The organism is Pedobacter heparinus (assembly GCF_032678725.1).
Taxonomy (GTDB): Bacteria; Bacteroidota; Bacteroidia; order Sphingobacteriales; family Sphingobacteriaceae; genus Pedobacter; species Pedobacter heparinus_A.
On the sequence record NZ_JAVTSC010000027.1, the window covers coordinates 1 to 23617 of the forward strand.

Below are 23617 nucleotides of genomic sequence, written 5' to 3' on the forward strand. Positions count from 1 at the left end.
TTAATTAATGTTACTTATTTAGACAGAGCATTTGAAGGATACGAACATAACATTACGCTATTAGGCAGGCAAGATAGGAATGAAGAAAATCCATATAGATATCAATTTGAGGATTATTATACTAAAGCAAGAATTCCGGCTGATTTTAGGCCAACTAATATGGTTAATAAATTTAGGTCTGATAGGACATTATCAGGAATGAGAGGTTATTTTAAGTATAAAAAGATAACTACCGAAAATCGCTCCTTTGGGATAAAAATTGAAGTTTTACAAGATGGCAAGCTTTACAAAACGTATTTCTTAAATAATAATCCAACTGGAGGGTATTCTAATTATGCACCTGAGGGGGTTTTGGAAATTGCAATTTATTAAGATAGGTCTGGCCTATTTTGTTATCGATGCGAAATATTGTTGGAAAATCTGTACCATTGCAGTATTTTTTGTAAATTACTATTGGGATAGCCAGAACCATGAGCATTTACACTTCATATACAGATCAGGAGCTTATTTTTTTATTAAAGGAAAGAGATGAGCTTGCTTTTACGGAGATTTACCGACGACATTGGCATATGCTGTATTTGCATGCCTGGAAGATCCTTAACGATCAGGATGAGGCAAAAGACCTCGTGCAGGATTTTTTCTTTGCTTTTTGGGAGAAGTCTGGGAGTTTGGATGTAAAAGTGAACCTGAAAGGCTATTTGTATAGAGGGATAACCAATAGGGTGTTGAACGCAGTGCGTAAACAGAAAACGAACAATGATTTTATAGACCTGATTGCTGCGGTGATGCAGGAAAGCGACAATACTACGGTTGAAACCATTGATGAACACCAGCTGATGGCCTTGATTGACGCAGAACTGGCGCAGCTTTCACCGAAGTCGAGGCAGATTTTTGAAATGAGCAGAAAAGATTTTTTGAGTAACAAAGAGATCGCCGAGCGGCTGGATATGACTGAAGAGGCGGTAAAGAAGCAGGTACAGCGTGCGGTTAAAATACTCAAATTAAAGCTTGGGCACTACACTGGTCTATCGGTTTTGATTCTTTTTCATTGGAAATGATGTAGTTAATCATAAGAAAAAAAATGTCTAATTAAAATGTCCCCTTGAGCCGGCCGTAGGTGTCTTGTATGTAGAAGTATAATTATGGAACAGTCCAGAAACAGATTAGACATTTTAATAGACCGTTATTTAGAAGGAAAGGCTAGCCCTGAAGAAAGTAAGGAGCTTGAAATGCTGTATGCTAAAGCAGCACTTAAAATACAGGCCCCTGTTATTTCGGAAGGTAATGCTGCTGAAATGAACCGCATGGGAAAAGAAAGCTGGATACAGCTGATAGGGGAGATCAGAGGTACAAGGCCTAAGCAGGTAAAAATTTGGCCACGTGTGATCAGCGTTGCTGCAGCGATATCAGTGATTGTTTTTGGAATATGGTTTTTTAACGGCGGGTTTTCTGAAATAAGTTCAGACCAGAGTGATCAAGCGGCGAATAGAAACGATATCGCCCCTGGTAAGAATGTAGCAACCCTTACGCTTGCCAATGGTAAAGTGATCAAACTGAGCGAATCAAAAACGGGATTGGAAGTAGGTGTGACAAAACTAACTTATAGTGATGGCAGTGCAGTGCTCCCAACTGATAGAGCAGATTTCTCCGGCCTGGATGAGATCGCTATCAGTACGCCCCAGGGTGGCCAATACCAGGTAAAATTACCTGATGGAACTGAGGTTTGGCTAAATTCAGCTTCAAGTATCAGATACGTTACCCAACTTGTACCAAGCCCGATACGAAGTATAACACTTACTGGTGAAGCATATTTTGAGGTAAAGAAGGATAAAAAACGGCCGTTTGTAGTGCGTAGCAAGGGTCAGGAAGTAGAAGTGTTGGGTACACATTTTAATGTCAACAGTTATCCGGATGAAATAGACACCAAAACCACCTTGTTGGAAGGCTTGGTAAAGGTTTCTGCAAAGCGTGTTGTTCATCTTGTTCCTGGTCAGCAAAGTACGTTGTATACCGGACAGCTAAAAGTAAAGGAAGTAAATGTGGAGAATGCTGTGGCCTGGAAGAATGGCCTTTTGATGTTTAATGATGAATCGCTGGAGGAAGTCATGCGAAAAATCTCCAGGTGGTACGGTGTTGGTGTACGTATTAAAGAGGAAAGCCTCGCCAGGCAGGGTGTTTACGGGACGATCAGTAAGTACAGCAATTTGTCGAAGGTTTTGGAGATGCTTGAGCTTGCCGGAGAGATGCATTTTGAACTGAAAAATAATGTAGTAACTGTAACGAAGAAATAATGGCTAACCACCATTCACAAATAGATAAATGAACGATAAACCAAAATGAGCAATGAAAAAAGAGAAAAAAGAAACTTAGCAGCTCGCGCTATTTTCAGTATAAATAGAAAGGAGTGTTCGCGGCACCCCTTTCCTTTTGTCTGGATAACCATTACAATTCTTTAACAGAACTATTTGATTCACGATTAACAAGACAAGTAAATGTATAAAATTTATACCCAAATTTTATATAGCCTGATGTGCTATATATATAAATTTCTATTAATTATGCGGCTAGCTACCATCATATTAATTGTTACCATGTTGCAGGTAAGTGCTGCATCGTATGGGCAATATGTTACCATGCGACAAAAAAATGCTACACTCGATCAATTGTTTCAGACGATAAGGAAACAAACGGGATACAGTGTACTGTTCGTAACTGATAAAATTAAAGGTTCGAGTCGGATCAATGTAGATTTTAATAATCTATCAATTGAAAAGGTTCTCGATCAGGTTCTTTCGGGCAGGAGCCTGACTTATTTGATTAATGATAGAACCATTATTATAAAGCCGCGGCAGCGCTTAATAGAGGACGGTTATCCGTCTTACGTGATGGCTGAGGTAAAAGGCAGTGTAGTTGATGAAACCGGTAAGCCTTTGCATGGAGTTTCTGTGAAAATTAAGAATAATACTGGTGGCACCATAACAGATGCTAATGGACAATTTGTGTTGAACGCACCTAAAGATGCCGTATTGGTGTTCAGTTATGTGGGTTATGAGGTTATGGAAATAAACATCGAGAATCAGACTGATCTTCAGGTGAAGCTGAAAGCTGTTATTAGCGCACTGGATGAAATTATTGTGGTAAGTTATGGCAAGCAGCGAAGCAGGGAGATTACTGGTTCGATTGCCCAGGTGGATGCCTCAACTTTAAGGGACATGCCTGTTGGACAGTTTGCCCAGCAATTACAGGGTAAAGTAGCAGGTGTTCAGATTTCACAGGTAACCGGACAGCCAGGCCGTGGAATGGATTTCCGTATAAGGGGCGCGGCATCTCTGTTTGCAGGCAGCAACCCATTGTTTGTAATTGATGGGATTCCGATTACCGGGAGCATCAATAATATTAATCCAGCCGAAATTGAAACATTTACGGTTCTAAAAGATGCTTCGGCAACTGCTTTATATGGTTCCAGAGCGTCTAATGGAGTAATTTTAATTACTACCAAGCATGCTAAGCCAGGAGATGCCAGGGTAACGGTTGATTCTTATTACGGTATACAAAAGATACCTGAAAACAAGGTCCCGAAGGTTATGAATGCACGTCAGTTTGCCGAGTATATGAAAGGCCGCTATGAGGACCAGTTAAAGTATGAACCAGAAACCAAACCTACATTAAGCCCCTTATATGCGAATCCAGAAGAATATGGAGAAGGAACAAACTGGTATAAAGTAATCACCCGTACTGCACCTGTCCAAAGTCATAATATCAGCATTCTATCCGCTGGGGAAAAATCCTCTTCAGCTGCAATTGTTGGTTATCAGGAACAGCAAGGCGTATTGATAAATACCGGGACAAAACTTTATTCACTTAGGTTAAACCATGATCTGAATATTGGTAATAAACTAAAAATTGGATTTAACCTTGCCCCTAGCTACAGAATCGACCATAATAATCGTATAAATACCGATGGTTTGGATGGAATTTTCATGTATGCTTTGGAAGCCAGTCCTTTAGGCGTTCCTGTTAATCCCGATGGCTCTTATCCCGTAAATGTAAATTCTCCTGGTATGGCTAATAATGTTAACCCATACACCAGATTAACAAAGCTGACAGATGATCATTATACCACCAGAATATTGGCTAATGCTTATGCAAGCTATGAAGTCTTAAAGGACCTAACGATAAAAACCAGCCTTGCTGTCGATAAAGGTGCAGAAACCAATAAGACATTTTCTCCTTCAGTGCTTTCATCTACGGGGATCGCTTTGGGAAACAGTGGGTCGGCAGATAATTATGCCTGGACTTCAGAAACTAATTTACAATATAACAAAAGTTTTAAGGAACATCATATTGAAGTATTAGCTGGATATTCTGCCCAAAAATACACTGGGTTAAGCAATGCTCTGGCAGGTCAGGGATTTGCCAGTGACGAGATCCCTTATTTGAATGCGGCAACGATAATTACTTCCGGTTCGAGCGGTGCTGCCGGATATTCTATGCTATCGGCAATAGGTAGGATTAATTACAATTACAAAGGAAAGTACCTATTATCGGGGGCTATAAGAAGTGATGGCTCATCCAGGTTTGGCCCCAATAAAAAATATGGTTATTTTCCTTCAGTATCGGCAGGCTGGATATTAAGTGATGAAGCTTTTATGGCAAATGCTACATTTATTGATTTCTTAAAAGTCAGGGCAAGTTATGGTATAACCGGCAACAACAATATTGGCAACTATACTTACATATCCACTATAGGAAGCAATATTAATTATTTTGCCAATGGAGTACTTTATCCTGGCGCCACTGTAAACTCATTAGGTAACGATGATTTGGCATGGGAAAGAAACAAACAATTTGACCTGGGATTTGATCTGGCTATTTTAAACAGGCGTATCACAATCGGTTATGATTATTATCAAAAAATTACAGATGGAATGATTCAAAACCGGCCAATTCCACAGGCATCGGGCTTCAGTTCAATAAGGTTTAACGTTGGAGAATTTGACTTTTGGGGACATGAGATCAGTATAGGGTCCAGCAATTTAACCGGAAAGCTAAAGTGGAATTCGAATTTAGTTGTGTCAATAGACAGGAACAGGATCCGTTCACTGGTAAGTCCGGGTTATATAGATGCTGCCAGCACACCTACTGCCGGATATTACCGAAACCAGATTGGCCAGCGTTTAGGCCTATTTTATGGCTTTGTCTTCAAAGGGCTGTATAAAGATGATAACGATCTGGCCAATTCGGCGAAATACATAGTTGGTAGCACTACTTCCGATGTAGGAACCATAAAGTTTGAAGATGTGAATGGTGATGGTGTAATTGAAAATGTTAATGACCGTAAATTTATTGGCGATCCTACACCAGATTTTACTTTTGGCTTTACAAATAACTTTACCTATAAGAATTTTGACCTTAACATCTCAATGGCCGGCCAGATCGGGGGTGATCTGCTAAATGTTAACAAATGGACGCATTTAGTTAATATGGATGGGGCAAGGAACCTGCTGGCCGATGCTTCAAACCGATGGCGGTCGCCAGAAAACCCTGGCTCAGGTGAATATCCACGGACCAAAACAAATACAACGGCTTTAGGACGATACTCAAATAGCCAATGGGTTGAAAAAGGGACTTATCTTACTGTAAAAAATATTTCATTTGGATACACATTTAATTTACTACAGGCCAAACAAATATTAAAAGGATTGAGGGTTTTTGCCGCTGTGCAGCAGGCCTTTATTTTTACAGGATATTCCGGCATGAATCCTGAAGCAAACTTAAGCGGTCTCGATGCTGCACGCGGAATAGGGATTGATGCAAACGCCTATCCTGTACCGCGTACATTTTCTCTTGGTTTATCAGCTAATTTTAAGTAATCATGAAAAAGATATTTACATTATTTGGTCTGTTGACCTTCACAATACTATCCTGCAATAAAGATTTCATTGAATTGACTCCACCTGACCAGGTTTCAGGAAAAACTTTCTATCAAACTGAAGACCAGTTCAGACAGGCTTTGGCCACGGCCTATGTACCGTTGCGTAATTTATTGATATATGATATGCTTGATGCTGAAATGAGATCTGACAATACATATTATGAAAATTTCTCTGTAAACCGTGGCGATGGCTTTGTACAACGTGAAAACATCGCAGACTTTACCAATTCTTCTTCAAATGGCTATACAAATGGAAGTTATTTTGCTTGTTACACAGGTATTTCCAGATGTAATATGATTACAGACAAGATTAGGAATTCAGCAATAAGCGATGCGGCCAAAAATGAAATTGAAGGTCAGGTTAAATTTTTACGGGCATTTTTTTATTTTAAACTGGTCAGATACTTTGGTGGAGTACCGCTATTTTTAAAAGAAGTTAAAGTTGCTGATGATGCATTTTTAACCAGGTCGACAGTGGATGAAGTATATAACCAGATCATTTCAGATGCTAAAGATGCTATTGGTATGCTACAGCCTCCGGCAAAATTTCCACAAACAGGTTTGGCAACCAAAGGTGCTGCCACTATGCTGCTGGCAGATGTTTACCTAACGCAAAAGAAATATGCTGAAGCCGAAGGATTATTAAAAACATTGCCAGCAATGGGCTATGACCTTAATCCAAACTATGCGGACGCTTTCTCAACCTCAAATAAAAATAGCAAGGAATCTGTTTTTGAAGTACAGTATAATGAGGGACTTACGAATGGGCAACAGAGCAATTTTATTTATCAATTTTTACCAAGATCAACAAATACAACCGTCATAACAGGGGTTAGAACGGATAACTCCGCAAGTGGTGGGTACAACATTCCTACTGAGGATATTATAAAGGCCTATGAACCGGGAGACAAACGTCTGGATGCTTCCATTGCAGTTGCAGAAGGCAGCTACAATCAAAGTATGATATTTACTTTTTCAGCCAACAAAGGCATTATTAATTATATACCTGTCGCTGGTAAAGTTGGGGTACCATACATCAAGAAATATTTGCACACACATTCAAATGCCAACAACACTAACGACAACTGGCCTATATACCGGTATGCAGAATCATTATTGTCGCTTGCAGAAACATTGAATGAGCAGGGAAAGTCAGGTGAGGCACTACCATATTTAAACAAAGTTCGGAACCGTGCAGGTTTAAGTACTGTTACAATTACGGATCAGACAGAATTAAGGGGTATAATAGCTCACGAACGTAGAGTGGAACTCGCTTTTGAAAATAAACGCTGGCATGATTTGGTACGTACAGGGCAGGCTATACAGGTAATGACAAATTTTGGAATAGCTTTAAAGCAACGGGTTAATTATGTGCCAGCAAATGCATTTGCTTTGGATCAAACTAAGTTGATCTATCCTATACCTAACAATGAAATAAATATCAATCCAAAACTTATTCAGAATCCTGGATATTTCTAAAAGCCGGGAGAAATGATGTTCGAAAATTTGTTCATTAAACTAATACTTTAATTATGAAAAATTCAATTAAAAACAGTGGTTTGCGGGCCACAATGTACAGTAGTGTTGTGCTGCTATTTATGTTATTGAATGTGTCTTGTAAAACTGGACCATTAGATAAGGAGTCTCCTGACAAAGAAAAAGTAATGGCGGATAGTATGGATGCGCTGATGGCTGATACTTGGAGCCCATGGGTTGCGATCAGCAACACTACCAATCAGACACTTGAAATTTACAATTACAACACTACCACCTGGAATTCGACCACAGCAAACTGGATATTTAAACCAACGACGACCCTCGGGTTTTCTTCCGGCGCACTAACGGCTATAGAGGGCGGATTTGGAGATCAAAGGTTACATTATGTAACAGGCTTTCCAAGTAAAGCCAGTTCCGCGGTTGCGGTACAAGGTGGCAGATGGCTGGGTATTTGTGCCTACATACCGCTCGGAAGTTATGTTAAAGGACAGAAACTATGGGAGAAAACCTATGCAGCAGCGGATGATCCGAATAATCATGCTATCGAGCTACTACCAAATGGTAACCTTGCCGTTGCCGGATATGGCGGCAGTGCAGCAGGTGCAGGGAATTGGATCAGGATCTACAATACGGCAAATCCGGCCGTTACAAATGATTATGCCCAGATTACATTGAAGGGCGCACATGCATTACTTTGGGATCCCGCCTATAATCTTTTGTGGGCAGGAGGACAAGTGGAGGTAGATGGAACAAACTATCATGGTGTTTTTGCTTATACAATAGGTGGAACGAGAGAAAACCCCACTATAACAGAAGTTGTATCAAAAAGGAGTGTTAAAACTTGGCGTAATGCAGCAAATCCGAACGGTTTTAGGTATCCTCATGATTTACAACCTGATTATGATAACGATGATAAAATGTTTTATAGCGATCATACTGGGGTATATGAATATAATAAGATCACTAAGGTATTTACCCGGGCACCTGGTGCGGCTGGGCTTTATGTGGCCCCGGCAGACAATGTAACACTCAAATCGGCAGGTAAACAGGCTGATGGTAAATACGTTATAACCAAGACAGATAATCTGGCCCCTTGCCAGTATACAACAAATAATGTTGAATTTTATGACGGTACAACAGGTGCATTTGCTTTTTCAAGATCAGTTAGCGCTTGTACAATTTACAGAGCAAGGGTTTGGACACATCCATATCAATAACATGATGAACAAATATCTGTTATACTTTATACTGACTCTGGCAGCGGGTGCTGCATGCTAATTTCCGATTATCCTAACCTTTTTTAAATAGCTATAAATCGAATGAAGATAACAATAGGCTGTGTGCTGGTACTTTTTTACATACCGATATTACTTTTTGGGCAAACCAGTAGTCAGTTTAAACATCCTGCAGATGAATACAGGCCCTGGATATTTTGGGATTGGGTTAATGATATGGTGTCGAATAAAGGGATTACGGCTGATCTGGAACAGTTTAAAAAATTTGGACTAAATGGTACGCTTATTATGTTGGTTGGAAGTGAAACTTCAGATCGCCAGATGTGGGCACACCACAACATGCCTAATCCTGTGGTGTCTCAGACACCGGAATTTTTCAATACCTGGAAATTTGCAGCGGAAGAATCTGCCAGGCTGGGACTGACCATTTCCTCTCAGCTCGGACCGGGCTGGTGTCACAGTGGTGGTCCGTGGGTAAAGCCAGAACAGGCGGTACAACATATTGCAGGTACAGAAACTGAAATTATAAGTGACCAGAGCAAGAAAATTAAGCTGGTATTGGGTGGGGCTGGCGAAATAGTGGAGGGTTTTGGTTATCACTCTGATATGAATATCGAAGATACACCACATTGGATTAGCATGGAACTCGCAAAACCGGCCATTATAGAGAAGATAGTGCTTCATCCGGTTAATAATAAAGGGATTTTAGATTTTGGTTTTCCTAAGCAGTTTGTAATTGAAGTAGCAGACAAGGCAGATTTTTTAGATTCAAGAGTGTTTTACAAAACTTCAAAGGATTTCCCCCTTCCAGTTAATGAACCTGCTGTATTAACAGGCAAGCAGAAAGGGAAATACATACGGATAAAGACTATAAAGAACTATTCGACAGAACGTGCTGGTAAAACGATTTATCTTCTTTCGCTATCGAAAATAGATGTAATTGAGAATGGACTGAATATGACACCGGATTCAAAGCTTTCCGCATCCTCCTCTATAGAAAATTTTCCCTGGTCTATTAAGCCGCTCAATAGCAGCTACAATGCCATATCTTTTGTACAGCCAGGCAACAGGTATGTGCTGGAACGTCCCGGCGCACAATATTTTACCTCGGATGTGGCTGTTGTTGCCTATCCGGTTAAACCCGTGGTGAAACCGGAAGAGGTGATAGACCTGACTTCAAAGTTTGTAAATGGACAGCTGAGCTTGCAGCTGCCTTTGGGTAAATGGAAGATAAAGCGTTTTGCCATGAGAAATGCACTGGCCTATAACCGTCCTGCCCCTGTTGGCGGAAAGGGACTGGAATCTGACAAACTGGACAAAGGTGCTGTTGATGCGATGTTCAGCAGCATGGTAGGGAGGTATCTTCGGGAATCGCCAAATCTTCGTGGCAAAACGATCAGGGCGTTTGAGGCTGATAGCTGGGAGGTGGGAAACCCTGAATGGTCTGCAAAATTTAAGGATGAGTTTAGTAAACGCCGCGGATACAATCCTACACCCTGGCTGATATCCTATAAGACTGGCAAAATTGTGGGGAGTAAGAAGTTAACAGAGCGTTTTAAAGCAGATATGTATTTGACACAGACCGACCTTTTTGCAGATAATTTTTTCTCCCATTTAGCGGATAAAGCAGATTCTTTAGGGATGGAGTTTATGACAGAGCCTTATGTTGCACCTTTTGATCCAGTAAGGATGGCCGGGAGGGTACAGGTGCCCATGTGTGAGTTTTGGGTAAGCACCGAAATGATGTTTACGGCCCGTTGGGCAAGCAGTGCCGCGAATACTTATGGCAGAAAAAAGGTAGCCGCAGAAGCATTTACCGGCCGCTGGAATGATGGCAACTGGACCATGGATCCTTACGCTATAAAACGAGTAGGCGACCTCGCGTTTTGTAATGGGGTAAACGCGATGGTCTTGCACGGAACTGCTTTACAGCCTTGGGGCATGGACCATAAACCGGGAATGAATATGTTTTTCTGGGGTACTCAATTCGTGCCCGGACAAACCTGGTGGGCACCTGGGCGAGCCTGGGTGGATTATCTGTCGCGCTGCCAGTATATGCTTAGGCAAGGCTATAATGTAGCAGATATTGCTGGCCTGATGCCTAATGTGGACTGGCATGATAAAATGCCTCAGGGCTTACATAAAAAATATAACTATGACCTGATTACCGAAGAATTGCTGGTCAGCCAGATGGATTTTAAAAATGGCTTTTTCACCTTGCCAAGCGGAGCCAGGTATAGGGTCTTTTTTCTCCCAAAAACTGGGGGGAAAATGGAGCCAGCAGTTCTTTCCAAGCTGATAGAGCTGGTTAAAAAAGGCGGAACAATTGTTTGTGAAGACAAGCCTTCCATGGCGCCGGGTCTGAGGAACTACCCACAGTCGGACAATACTGTAAAAGCCCTTGTCGAACAACTTTGGGGAAAAACGGATGGTATTGCGATTAAAGAAAATAAGTTGGGTAAAGGTAAATTGATCTGGCTTTCGTCTGTTTGGAAAAACACCTTTGACCCGGAAAGACAATATTTTCTAGATACACGTACAATAGGGGCTGAGTTTTGGGGGAATTCTGCAGAAACAACTTCCTGGTCGGATGAATTTATGGAGGTATTAAGGCAGTTCGCATTGCCTGATGTTGAAGTGTTACAAGCCTCTGGGACAGCGATGGCCTGGGGAGGGAAATCGATGACCACAACTGGCAAAAGAGAAAAGGAAAATGCGGTTGCCTGGATACACAGGAAAAAGGAGTCTAAAGATTTTTACTTTGTATGCAGCCAGGTTGCTGACGCAACAAATGCAGAAGTGCTGTTTAGGGTGACCAATAAAATACCTTTTATTATGGATCCGGCAACAGGGGAAAATTATCGGATCAGGGATTGGTCTGACGATGGTAAACGAACACGGATCATACTGCCCTTTGATCCATTTGGCTCTGTGTTTATTGTATTTGTAGACAAAGACCAGCTGCCTGCTACAAAAGGCATTTACAATTCCTTAGCGGAAACACAAACGGTTCCTTTAAACATGACATGGGAAGTAAGTTTCCCTAAAGGCTATGGTGCTCCGGAAAAAGCAAGTCTGCAAACCGGATCCTGGACTAACAGCAATGTTTTTGGAATTAAGTATTTTTCTGGTACTGCTACTTATCAGGCAAACCTCGAGATTACGACAAAGCAACTGCAATCAGGAACAGTATTGGATCTTGGTGAGGTGAAGAATCTGGCAGAAGTTATTATGAATGGCAAGGTGGTTGACACGCTTTGGAAACCACCTTTTAAAACGGATATCAGTAAGTTTTTAAAAGTTGGCAATAATCAGCTTGTTATTAAGATTACGAATACCTGGTGGAACCGCATGGTCGGTGATGAACAATTGCCTGAAGATCTGGAATGGCTCCCTAACAATCGTTATGCAGGCAATGATTATCGTGGATATGAGTTGAAGCATTTTCCCAATTGGATATGGACCAACACGCAAAGACCTTCTAAAGGCAGGGTTACTTTTACACCTTGGAAATTTGTAGAAAAGGATTCAAAGCTTGAGTCCGCTGGGCTTATAGGGCCTGTCAGATTGTTGTTATATTGAATTAAAATATTATCGATCCTACTCGTTCTAGGCGATAATCTTGGTTAGGAGTGAGATTAACCTCATTCCGTTTTAGGCGTTCATTCGCTACTTTGGTTAACCCATTGCATAGGTTCGGATGAATCGCAATGGGTTTTTCTTGCCAACCTAAAAAGGAATTCCTTTGGCCATCCTTTTCCTTCAACCTTTACCTCGGGTGGCAGCCGATTTCATCCGAAAGATGTTTCCATTCTTACAACTGGGATCAACCATGCGTCGACTAAAATGCTGCTTTGGAATTCTCATTTGACATTTTCATTTTATCAATAATCTTTTCGACCGACTTTTGTGATTCGAACAGGCATTGTAGGTAATTTTCCAGCAGATAGAGATTTTGGAGTTCATACGTCAAAACAGATTTAGCGGTAGTCTGGACATTTAGTATTTGTTTTTTGCAATGATTTGTTTGGTCTATAGATGTTATATTCATAGGTAATTGGGTTGTTTCTTGTTTGTCCAAAAACAAAGCTATTGCAGAAATGTTTTGGTAAATGAGAGCACGTTAATGATAGAGAGTTTTACCGAAAGTTCAGCTCCCTTTATTTATGCGTGATCTTAGCAAAATAAATTTGCTTTGATGAAAAAATTGGAATCAAGATTACATATTCAGCCCATTTTTATATGTAATCCTTATAGATGAATACCGACAACCAGAGCATTTATGTTCATAATTATTGGATGAATGTAAACAAATGATATCTTAGCCAAAACAATTCCAACGAAGACAGTACAATAAAACATATTTTAAAGGTCTATTTACCTCATGGAAATTCTGCTTGGACATGCACCATTGTTTACAGGAGTTAAATCACTCCACATAGATATTTACGCAACTACATCTTATTGTAACTAATTTGTATTAAATTTATTGGGGATTTAATTAAAATGGCAATCTATAATGTACATACGGACCAGGAACTGATTGCTTTTATAAAAGAGCGCGACAATGCTGCCTTTGCAGAGCTTTATGAACGGTATGGTATTATGCTTTTTTATAAAGTGAATCAGATGCTCAGGGATGAGGAATCGGCGAAGGATGTCGTGCAGGATGTATTCACTACTATTTGGGAGAAACCAGAAAACATACAGGATGGTGCTAATCTCGCTGGGTACCTTTATATTGCCTGCAGAAACCGTGTACTGAAACTTATCCAGAAAGGTAAAACCAGAAATGATTACCTGACTGAGCTGGGCAGGTACAGTAAGGAAGTCGACTATAATACCATTCAACAAATTGATGAAAGAGAACTGATGTTACTGATCAGTGCAGAAATTGCTAAACTGCCCCCAAAAATGCGTAAAGTTTTTCAGCTGAGCAGAATAGAGGACCTTTCGCATAAGGAAATCGCTCTTCAGCTGGGTATTAGTGAGGCAACGGTAAGAAAGCAAGTACAGTATGCCTTAAGTATACTCCGGAATAAGCTAGGTGGTTATAGTACTTATGCTGTGCTCTTGCTGGCGATGTTTAATGGGCATTAATTTTTTTACTTTCTTCTACCCCATAGGATCGACTTATGGGTATTACTATTATAACAGCGTAAAACAGTATAGTATTGATGGACAATTTAGCAGGCAAAACATTACTAACTAAGTATTTTGATGGAACCGCCACTGAAAAGGAGCGGCTCCTGGCAGAGGAATGGTATGCAAAACGCTCTACGCTGAATTTGTCCGACCCTGAAGATTTGGATTACGAGGGTATTAAAACCGAAATTTGGGCATCAATGAACATAGCAGACCAGAGAAAAGTAGTTGTGTTAGGTTTATGGCCTCGCATTATTGGCATCGCCGCTGCGGTAGCAGGAATTGTGTTTGGCATTTGGTTTTATACCCCTCATGCAATCGTAAATCATAATTCTGAAATCGTCAATCAAAATGACATTGCCCCTGGTAAAAACACCGCAACCTTAACTCTTGCAAATGGCAAAACGATTAACCTTAGCGATGCCAAAACAGGCGTAATTATAGCTGACGATTTAAGATACAATGATAATTCAGTCGTCATCTCAGATCCCTCTCTTGGTTCCGGACAGGTTGCGAGAGAAGATCTCTTGAATAACACAAACAAGAGGTCTCTCCCATACGGTCGAGATGCCGGAAAGGAGCAAATGTTAACCATCACCACGCCGCGCGGCGGAACTTACCAGGTAATCTTACCCGATGGTACAAAGGTTTGGCTTAACGCAGCTTCCAGTTTGAATTATATGATGTCCTTAAAAAAGCAGGGTACCACAAGAAGAATTGAACTGACAGGAGAAGCGTATTTTGAGGTAAAGAAAGATGAAGCCCGCCCATTTGTGGTGCAAACAGATAAACAGGAAGTGACCGTTTTGGGTACGCATTTTAATGTGAATAGTTATACTGATGAGGGCAGTGTAAAGACTACGCTTTTAGAAGGGAGCGTTAAAGTATCCAGGTTACTTACCAAATCAGGCGTAAATAAAGATCTGGGAGGCAAAACATTGAAGCCTGGTCAGCAAGCTATACTCACAAACAAAGGTTTTAAAGTAGTAGCTACAAATCTGAATGAAGCTATTGCCTGGAAGGACGGTTACTTCCGTTTTTACGAAGTTGACCTGCAAACTTTTATGAACACCATTGCGCGATGGTATAATATAGAGGTTGATTACGAGGGTGGTATTGATCAATATAAAGGTCTTGCATTTGGAGGATCGGTATCCAGATCTAAAAACATATCGGAGGTGTTGAAAATATTAGCGCAAACTGGCAAGGTGCATTATAGAATTGGAGGCAGAAAAGTAACCATTACCATGTAACCATAGATTAATCTAAAAAAACCAAACAGATCATGACCAGAAATTTACGACAGCACATTTAAGCAGGACAAGGGGCTTAAATAACAAAGCCGGATAGTGCGCTAACACGATCCGGCAAAGTCTGAGCTAACCTTTAACAATTTGGGATAACCGTCTAGTATCAAACTCAAACCGTACAAAAGTATGCATTTTAATACTTTAAACAATGCCATTGGCGTATTACCACGCTGGTTGCGACAAATTTTATTAGTGATGAGAATAACTACCCTCATACTATTAACAGCTTTACTACAAGTCAGCGCTTCAAGCCTGGCCCAGAAAATTTCTATTGACAAAAAAAATGCGTCAATACAAACAATATTAAACGAGATCAGCGAACAAAGCGGATACGATTTTTTTTATGATGCAAATGCATTAAAGAAGATAAAACCGATTTCCATTAATGTTAAAAACACTGATCTGGATGATGCAATTAAAAAAAGTCTGGAAGGCTTGCCTTTGTCTTATTCCATTGACAATAAAACGGTCGTTATTAAGGAAGCTAAGGCTTCTTTGCTCGATCGCGTTTCTAATGCGGTTAGCGCTGTTTTTAGGAACATTGATGTCCGAGGCAGGGTATTGGATGAAAAGGGGCAGCCGCTCCCAAATGCAAGTATCCGGGTTAAAGGGAAGGGTACTGTCATCAATACCAATCAGAAGGGGGAATTTGAGATCAAGGGACTGGAAGAAAATGCAGTACTCGTTGTAAGCTATGTGGGTTATAAAACCAGGGAAGTTCCTGTTAATAATGACCGCGAAATCAATATAGCTTTGGAAGCCGATCTTCAAACCATGGACGCCGTGATCGTTGTGGGTTATAGTACTCAAAACAGATCAAAAATAACAGGTGCTGTTTCCCAGGTTGGCGAAGAAGTGTTTAAAAACAGGCCCATTACCAATATTGCCCAGGGTTTGCAGGGAGCGATCCCAAACGTCAATATTACCTTTGGGGATGGTCAGCTTAATCGTGGCGGATCGTTCAACATTCGGGGGTTTACCTCTATTACAGGCGGAAGCGCCCTGGTGTTGATCGACGGTACCCCAGGCAATATTAATCTGGTTAATCCGGAAGACGTGGAGAGCGTTTCCGTACTGAAAGACGCAGCATCGGCAGCAATATATGGGGCCCGTGCCGCATTTGGTGTAATCCTGGTTACGACCAAGAAGGGAAAGACCGATCAGACACAAATCAGGTATACCAATAATTTTGGTACCGGCCGCCCCACCCGCGTACCCAGCGTAGTTGATGATCCAATCACTGCGGCTACCATTCAAAATCAGGCTTATCGTGGATACATTGGCACTGATGCTCCTGATATGTTAAATGTAATTTCTTACCTGGAGCAACGCAAAGCAAATCCAGGTCTTCCTGAACTTGGGGTAGATGCTTCAGGCAATTTCATCCGCGGGGCCAATACCGACTGGTATAAAGAATTCTTTAACAATAGCGCACCATTTTCAAAAAACTACCTCAGCATAGCTGGCTCTAAATCAAATACCAGCTATTTTCTTTCTGCGGGCCATGAAAAACAAAATGGTATGTTCCGCACGGCGACGGATGATTATAACCGTTACAGTGTACGGCTTAAGCTGGATAACCAGCTGGCGGATTGGATTAAAGTTTTTAACAATGCCGAATTTAACCAGGGCATATATGATTCACCAAACAAATTTGTGTCTGATGGGGGATTTAATGTTTACCGTTACTTATCATTGTATGCTAATCCTTACGAGGCGATAAGGACACCAAATGGAAATTATACTTTGGCGGGCATGTCTGTATTTGGACAACTAGAGAATGCAGGTCGTTCCATAAATAATGGCAGGGTACTGAAAAACACATTTGGCGTACAAACAAATTTCCTGAATAATAAACTCAGGATAAATGGTGACTTTACTTATTTTCAGACACAAAGTCAGAACGATGTACAGTACTTCCGTTTAAAATATGAGAACAGGCCTAATAGTATTGTAAACTTTAATAATCCGGATTATTACCAGGCCACGTTTTCAGAAAATGTTCACCAGATTATCAACCTGTTTTCTGAATATGAACAACGGATTAACAACCATCATTTTAAGGGGCTGATTGGTTTTAACCAGGAATTGAATAAATATAAGGGGGTTAATGCCAGAAGGGATGAAAACATCACCAGTGGTCTGGGTTCAATCAATCTGACCAACGGCATTGCAACTTTGGGTGGAAGTGAATTCGAATGGGCCTTAAGAGGTGTTTTCGGTCGCATCAACTATGATTTTAAGGACCGTTATCTGATTGAGTTTAACGGACGTTATGATGGTACCTCCCGCTTTGCCAGCTCAAGCCGTTTTGGATTTTTCCCTTCTGTTTCTGCGGGGTGGGTACTTTCTAAAGAGGTTTTTTTTGCACCCTTAACCAATACTTTTGATTTGGTAAAATTCCGTGGATCATATGGTTCATTAGGGAACCAGCAGGTGGATAATTATGCCTATATCAGTACAATGAACCCCTATGTTTCTGCTGATCTGCTAGACCTGAACGGTCAGTTACCTCTAGCAATCCAGGCACCTGGCTTAATCCCTCAAAATCTTACCTGGGAAACTTCCAGTACATTGAACCTGGGCTTCGATCTTTCTGCGTTCAAAAGCCGGCTGCAGCTTGGATTTGACTGGTATGATCGCAAAACAACAAATATGCTGACAAAAGGAAGAACACTTCCGGCAGTTTTAGGTACCCTGGAACCAAAAGCTAATGCTGCTGACCTATCTACCAAAGGATGGGAATTCTCGGTAGGCTGGAAAGATCAGCTTACCTTATTTAATAAACCATTCTCCTATAATGCATCATTTGTTTTGTCTGATAACCGTTCGGTAATTACCAGGTATGACAATCCTAATAAATTACTGAATGATTATTATGTCGGAATGGAGATTGGTGAACTATGGGGTTTCAGATCGAGCCTTTTCCAGAGTGATACCGAATCTGCCAAGCATGCCGACCAATCAAAATGGCATCTTTTTCCAGGAAAACCCCTGGCCGGTGACGTGAAATTTGAGGATGTGAATGGCGATGGCGTGATCAGTCTGGGTAACAATACCGTCGATAATCCCGGTGATCAGGTCATCATTGGAAACAGCTCGCCACGATATTCGTACGGGGCAAACCTAGGGTTTAGCCTGGGTAATTTTTCTGTAGATGCATTTGTGCAAGGGATAGGTAAGCGTGATTTCTGGCCCGGAATTGAGTCAGCGATGTTCTGGGGTTTTTATAACAGATGGAACCAGCCGGTTTACGATCATATTGCAAATAATTACTGGACACCTGAAAATACCGGGGCGTATTACCCCCGGTTAAGGGCTTACGAAGCTTTAACTACTGATCGTTCGTTGGGGGTACAGCAAACCCGCTACTTGCAGGATGCCTCTTATTTAAGGCTTAAAAGTCTGACTATCGGATATACTTTGCCCCTTAAATATATTCAAAAGGTAAAAATGTCTAACGCAAAAATATTCTTTTCAGGACAAAATTTATTTGAATCAACGCGGCTTTCTAAAGCATTCGACCCGGAGGGGATCAATGATGAAATGGATTCCTCACGTTTAAATGGTACAGGATTCGTATATCCGCTCCAGCGTACATTGACATTTGGATTAGAAGTAAATTTTTAACGGACAGATCATGAAAACCAAGATAAAATATAGCATAGTAGTACTGGTATGGGCTACATTATTAACAGCCTGTAAAGATGATTTCCTGGATCGTTACCCCCAGAGTGAGATCAGTTCCCAGCAGTTTTTTAATACCGAAAAAGATCTTGAACTCTTTACCAACGGATTCTATTCCGCATTTCCGGAAGACGACATCTATATGTCGGATTTTACCAGTGACAATGTAGATATTTCAGGACTAAGTGAAGTACTTAACGGCACACGCATTATCCCAACTTCTGCTGCAAGTGCAGGCTGGACATGGCAGCCACTCTACAACATTAATTATTTTCTGGATCATTATAACAAGCCCGCTATCGCAGCAGAGGCTCGAAATCACTATAGTGGCATAGCCAGGTTTTTCAGGGCTTATTTTTACTTCGAAAAGCTAAAGCGCTTTGGCGATGTGCCATTTTATAACAAACCACTGAATGAACAAAGTCCTGAACTATACAAAGCACGGGATCCAAGGACCCTGGTAACTGATTCTATTATTGCAGACCTCGATTATGCAATAGCCAACCTTCGGATAGCAAAAACACCTGGAAGAGTGAATAAATGGGCAGCACTGGCATTTAAGTCAAGGGTGTGTTTGTTTGAAGGAACATTCAGAAAATATCATGATGAATTCAACCTGCCGGGAGCCGATGCACTTTTACAGACAGCGGCAGCAGCAGCAGACCTGTTTATGCGTACAAGCCCCTACAAACTGGCCACGGGTACTTCATCAACTGTATATCTGAACTTGTTTTCATCTCAAACGCCCAATGCAGATGAATACATACTGACAACGTTATACGCACTGGCAGTAAACCGATCTCATGTAGCCAACGCTATTTTTACCTCACCTACCCGGAATAATCCGGGCATTACCAAATCGCTGGTTGATTCCTACCTTATGAGTGATGGCCGGCCATTCTCTGCTTTGCCAAACTATGATAAATTATCGTTTTTTAGTGAAGTTCAGAACCGTGACCCAAGATTGTCGCAAACGATACGTACTCCGGGTTACAGGCGCATTAATGCATCTCTGGCTACGGCAGCCTTAGTCCCTGATTATGCAAATACATTTACCGGCTATCAGAACATTAAATTCGTTTCCACTCCCGATCAGGACGCCGCAGCCTATACCCCACTTCCTTTAATCAGGTTTGCCGAAGTACTGCTAAACTACGCTGAAGCTAAAGCTGAACTTCAACAGCTTACTCAGGTAGAAGCAGATCGATCCATCAACCTGGTCAGGGCGAGAACCGGGGTGCCGAAGCTGTTAGTAAACCTCATTCCGAATGATCCGGTTATTCGCGCGCAATACATTCACACTGCAGATCCTGTTATTCTGGAAGTAAGACGTGAAAGAAGAATAGAACTCGTAATGGAAGGTTTCCGGTACTATGATTTAATGCGCTGGAAGGAAGGACACCTGCTGGCTGAAAAATTTAAAGGGGTGTATTTTCCTTCCAAAGGTTTGTTTGACCTTGACGGGGACGGCAAAAATGACCTGGCAGTTGTTGACGTACGTCCTACGCCGCCCGCCAGTGGTATTCAATACCTTGTTCTTGGCACGGACAAAGCACTCAGCAATGGAATCAGTGGAAATGTGATTGTGCATGATAAATTGGTGAAGAAATTCGATGAATCGAAGGATTATCTCCATCCGCTTCCGCTGAATGAACTCACTCTGAATAAAAATCTTGCACAGAATCCGGGATGGAAGTGATGGGTAGCTGCAGATTAATAATAGCCTGTGTTTCAGTTTTGATATCCCTCAGCGGTATGAATGCCATAGCTTTTCCGGTATGTGAAAACTCTGCATTCAGCGCAGTTTTCGAGACGCCAAAAGATTCGGTGCTCGTTAAAAGGATCTTTACTTTGCTCTACTTACTGGATAAAGATGCAGCATCAAAAAAATCGATAAAGAGCGACAAAACTTTAAACACCGTTGCTGCTGAATGGCAGCAACGGTTAAAGAATGCGCTGAACCACTGTGATCATATAAATTGTTTAACTGCTGAATTGAAGCTGAAAGATACAGAGATCAGATTAATCGGGAGTCGTTTGGCTGCCTTAACGGAATCAGGAGACATACCCTACCAAATGATCAAAGCGCTGAAGACAACTAATGCGTACTTCAATGACCACCAACTCCCGGACTCTTCATTGATGAAAAATGCATGGAACAACGTTGCTAAAGGGATAAACCGGATACTTGAGGTATACCTGTCAGGTAAAAAACCGAGATATCCAGCTATTGATTCCATTAGTTTCAATGCCAATAGCCCTGAATTCCTACACCTGTCCAAAAATGAATTGAGCAAGCTGAGCAAACTGAAATCGAGGATATTTTATGAACTTCCACTTCAAACTGCCTTTAAAGTACTAACTATAAACGGCAGGATCGAAGCCGCAAGATACGAACCGCTTACCAGTGGATTAAATGCTGCAGTTTTTACAGCTGCACAGCATGCCAACTGGTCTAAATATCCTTATACGGCCATCCTCGTTCCTGGCTTTGGTCCGGAAGAAGCGGGAATTCGAATCGACCACCGGTCTATTGCACGCAGTAAAATGGCCGCGGAGCGTTTCAAAAAAGGCCTTGCCCCCTTCATTATCGTTTCTGGAGGGCATGTCTACCCCGCAAAAACACCATATTGTGAAGCCATCGAAATGAAGAAATATATGGTGGAAGAGCTGGGTTTACCAGCTGATGCGATTATTATCGAGCCCTATGCACGGCATACTACCACTAATGTGAGAAATGCGTCACGTATTGTTTACCGGTTTAATATGCCCCAGGATAAGCCTGTGCTGGTGGTAACTGATCCGATACAAACTAAAATGGTAATTAACCTTGCAGAAAGATGCAAACGAGAACTGGGATATATCCCTTTCCATGATGTTAAAAAGCTCAATGAGCAAGAGTCATCCTTTCATCCGGTAGTAAACGCTTTTCAGGCAGATGTTAATGACCCATTGGATCCATAACTATGGGAGCTTCACAAAAAGCTTTAATGAATTGAAATCATTTATAATCAATTATGTAAACTAAAATTCATCATTATGAAAACAAATGTAATTAAATTTTTATTCGCGATGTTGTTCTCCTTATCTTTTGGATGCCAAAAAGACAACACGAAAGAATCAATTTCACAGGGTGTCGAAAAATCAGTGGAGTCATCTCAAGCGTCACCCCAAGCGCTTAGGCTTAAGGTGCTGCATTACAATATCTGCGGAAACGTATGCTGGGAGTCAACGGACGCACCAAGCGGCGGAGTTGATACGCGGGGCTCTGTATCCCGTATGGCAACGATCTTAACTGCAATTGATAACAACACTCCCCATTTGATTACCTTTAACGAGATATGTTATTCCCAGTATCGGAATATTCGAGCCGACCTGATAGCGCGCGGCTACGGTTCCACATATTCCAGTTCTATGACTGGTGGCCAGTGCGATGATTATGACTCGAGCTGGGGAACAGGATTCGGGGATGCGATTTTTTACAAGGGAACTGTTCCATCCGTACAACAGAAATATCTTTTACCTCCTTCACCTTCAGATGTTGCTTTGGGTCGGAATTTGCAGTTACTTTGCGTAGACGTAACCTTCGATGGAAGGCAAGTCAAGTTGTGTACAACGCATGTTACAACTGATGCAGCATACCGTCCTGCACAGATACAGGATATTGCTGACCGTGCTGCCACCTGGATTGCTGCTGGCATACCTGTTGTCATTACAGGCGATTTCAATGCGATCCCAACCGATCCGGTAATGGACAAAATGTATTCCCATAGCGGCGGTACGGGAAACTTCCAGGAAGCAGACGAGTCGAATTCATGTCCATCACCGCTTACCTTTTGCCAGGCGGGTGAGCGTACTTTCGGCGAAGTAGGACATTATTACAACCCGGCTTATGTTGAAAAAAAACTGGATTATATTTTCTTCTCGGCCGCCCATTTCACTACACCAAATGGAGATGCAAAAAGTGCCTTCCCCACACCTATAAGCGATCACAATTTGTATGTAGGCGATGCAAACCTTCCATAGTAAGGATAATTAAACTCATAATTAATATGCTTAGAACAAAAATAATACTAATAGCAATATTTGCCTTTTCTGGGTGTACCAATCCGAAATCGGAAAAAGATGGTGATTCACTAAGAGCTGCTGAGGAACAATTTGTTATAAAAACAGGCATAATAAAATTTGCACATTTATCATATAACTACGGAACAATCAGTTCCGGAGAAAAGGTTACTCACACTTTTAGGTTTACAAATGCAGGAGGTTCACCCTTGAAAATTACTATGGCTCAAGCCTCGTGCGGATGTACTGTTCCTGAATTTCCGAAAAAAGCCATATATCCGGGAAAAGATGGTGTTATAAAAGTTGTGTTTAACAGTGCCAATAAATCAGGCATGCAGGAAGCAGTTATAACTATTACAACAGATGGCGAGCCCACAAAAAGCTTCTTACATCTTACCGGTAATGTCAAAGTACCGAGAGAGATTGATCGGGGTAAGAGCGCTAAATAAATACCGACACCATGAATGGGCGGTAATGTTTGGCTCTAATGAGAAAAAGAAACTTAAATAATTTTTATATGAAAATGAGTTTTATCAAAACAACTGAAATGCCATCTGTTTACCGTCACCTCGAAAAGATGTCGACACAAGTGCTATTGAATCACATCAATGATGAGGATGCTACTGTGGCAGCTACGGTACGCAGACTGATCCCTGTCCTTACTGATCTGGTTGATGCTGCTGCAGAACGGATGGAACAAGGTGGCAGGTTATTTTATATCGGAGCGGGTACCAGTGGCAGGC

The 23617-nt window shown here is 41.4% G+C and carries 14 protein-coding genes and 1 pseudogene; all 15 read left to right on the plus strand.

Annotated features, from left to right (window positions below; all coding sequences use genetic code 11):
- Positions 1-372, plus strand: a 372-nt coding sequence (locus tag R2Q85_RS24050; protein WP_316814360.1) for a hypothetical protein, incomplete at its 5' end; no start/stop codon positions are given.
- 98 nt (positions 373-470) lie between these two features.
- On the plus strand, positions 471-1058 hold the full coding sequence (locus R2Q85_RS24055) for an RNA polymerase sigma-70 factor (protein ID WP_316814361.1): 588 nt from the start codon (positions 471-473) through the stop codon (positions 1056-1058).
- Positions 1059-1142: 84 nt separating this feature from the next.
- Positions 1143-2291: a FecR family protein gene (locus R2Q85_RS24060; protein WP_316814362.1), complete on the plus strand. Its 1149-nt coding sequence runs from the start codon at positions 1143-1145 to the stop codon at positions 2289-2291.
- A 267-nt stretch (positions 2292-2558) separates the two neighbouring features.
- Positions 2559-5873 (plus strand): TonB-dependent receptor, encoded by a 3315-nt coding sequence (locus tag R2Q85_RS24065; protein ID WP_316814363.1) that lies wholly within the window; start codon positions 2559-2561, stop codon positions 5871-5873.
- A gap of 2 nt (positions 5874-5875) precedes the next feature.
- Positions 5876-7414 (plus strand): RagB/SusD family nutrient uptake outer membrane protein, encoded by a 1539-nt coding sequence (locus R2Q85_RS24070; RefSeq protein ID WP_316814364.1) that lies wholly within the window; start codon positions 5876-5878, stop codon positions 7412-7414.
- A 53-nt stretch (positions 7415-7467) separates the two neighbouring features.
- A complete protein-coding gene (locus tag R2Q85_RS24075; RefSeq protein WP_316814365.1) occupies positions 7468-8649 on the plus strand; it encodes a DUF6528 family protein in 1182 nt (393 codons plus the stop codon).
- Between the two features lie 102 nt (positions 8650-8751).
- Entirely contained in the window at positions 8752-12249 is a 3498-nt protein-coding gene (locus R2Q85_RS24080) for a glycosyl hydrolase (RefSeq protein WP_316814366.1), read from the plus strand.
- A 924-nt stretch (positions 12250-13173) separates the two neighbouring features.
- On the plus strand, positions 13174-13767 hold the full coding sequence (locus R2Q85_RS24085) for an RNA polymerase sigma-70 factor (protein ID WP_316814367.1): 594 nt from the start codon (positions 13174-13176) through the stop codon (positions 13765-13767).
- Positions 13768-13844: 77 nt separating this feature from the next.
- Complete coding sequence (locus R2Q85_RS24090) at positions 13845-15065, plus strand: FecR family protein (protein ID WP_316814368.1); 1221 nt, start codon at positions 13845-13847, stop codon at positions 15063-15065.
- A 252-nt stretch (positions 15066-15317) separates the two neighbouring features.
- Positions 15318-18752 carry a TonB-dependent receptor gene (locus tag R2Q85_RS24095; RefSeq protein ID WP_316814369.1) on the plus strand — a complete coding sequence of 1145 codons (3435 nt, stop codon included), beginning with the start codon at positions 15318-15320 and terminating at the stop codon, positions 18750-18752.
- Positions 18753-18762: 10 nt separating this feature from the next.
- The gene (locus R2Q85_RS24100; protein ID WP_316814370.1) at positions 18763-20508 is read left to right on the plus strand and encodes a RagB/SusD family nutrient uptake outer membrane protein; all 1746 of its coding nucleotides are present in this window, start codon (positions 18763-18765) and stop codon (positions 20506-20508) included.
- Positions 20509-20564: 56 nt separating this feature from the next.
- Positions 20565-21773, plus strand: a complete 1209-nt coding sequence (locus R2Q85_RS24105) for a YdcF family protein (RefSeq protein ID WP_316814371.1) — start codon at positions 20565-20567, stop codon at positions 21771-21773.
- Between the two features lie 108 nt (positions 21774-21881).
- Entirely contained in the window at positions 21882-22835 is a 954-nt protein-coding gene (locus R2Q85_RS24110; protein ID WP_316814373.1) for an endonuclease/exonuclease/phosphatase family protein, read from the plus strand.
- 26 nt (positions 22836-22861) lie between these two features.
- On the plus strand, positions 22862-23323 hold the full coding sequence (locus tag R2Q85_RS24115) for a DUF1573 domain-containing protein (RefSeq protein ID WP_316814372.1): 462 nt from the start codon (positions 22862-22864) through the stop codon (positions 23321-23323).
- A gap of 68 nt (positions 23324-23391) precedes the next feature.
- Positions 23392-23617, plus strand: a pseudogene (locus R2Q85_RS24120) (N-acetylmuramic acid 6-phosphate etherase); the annotation flags it as partial.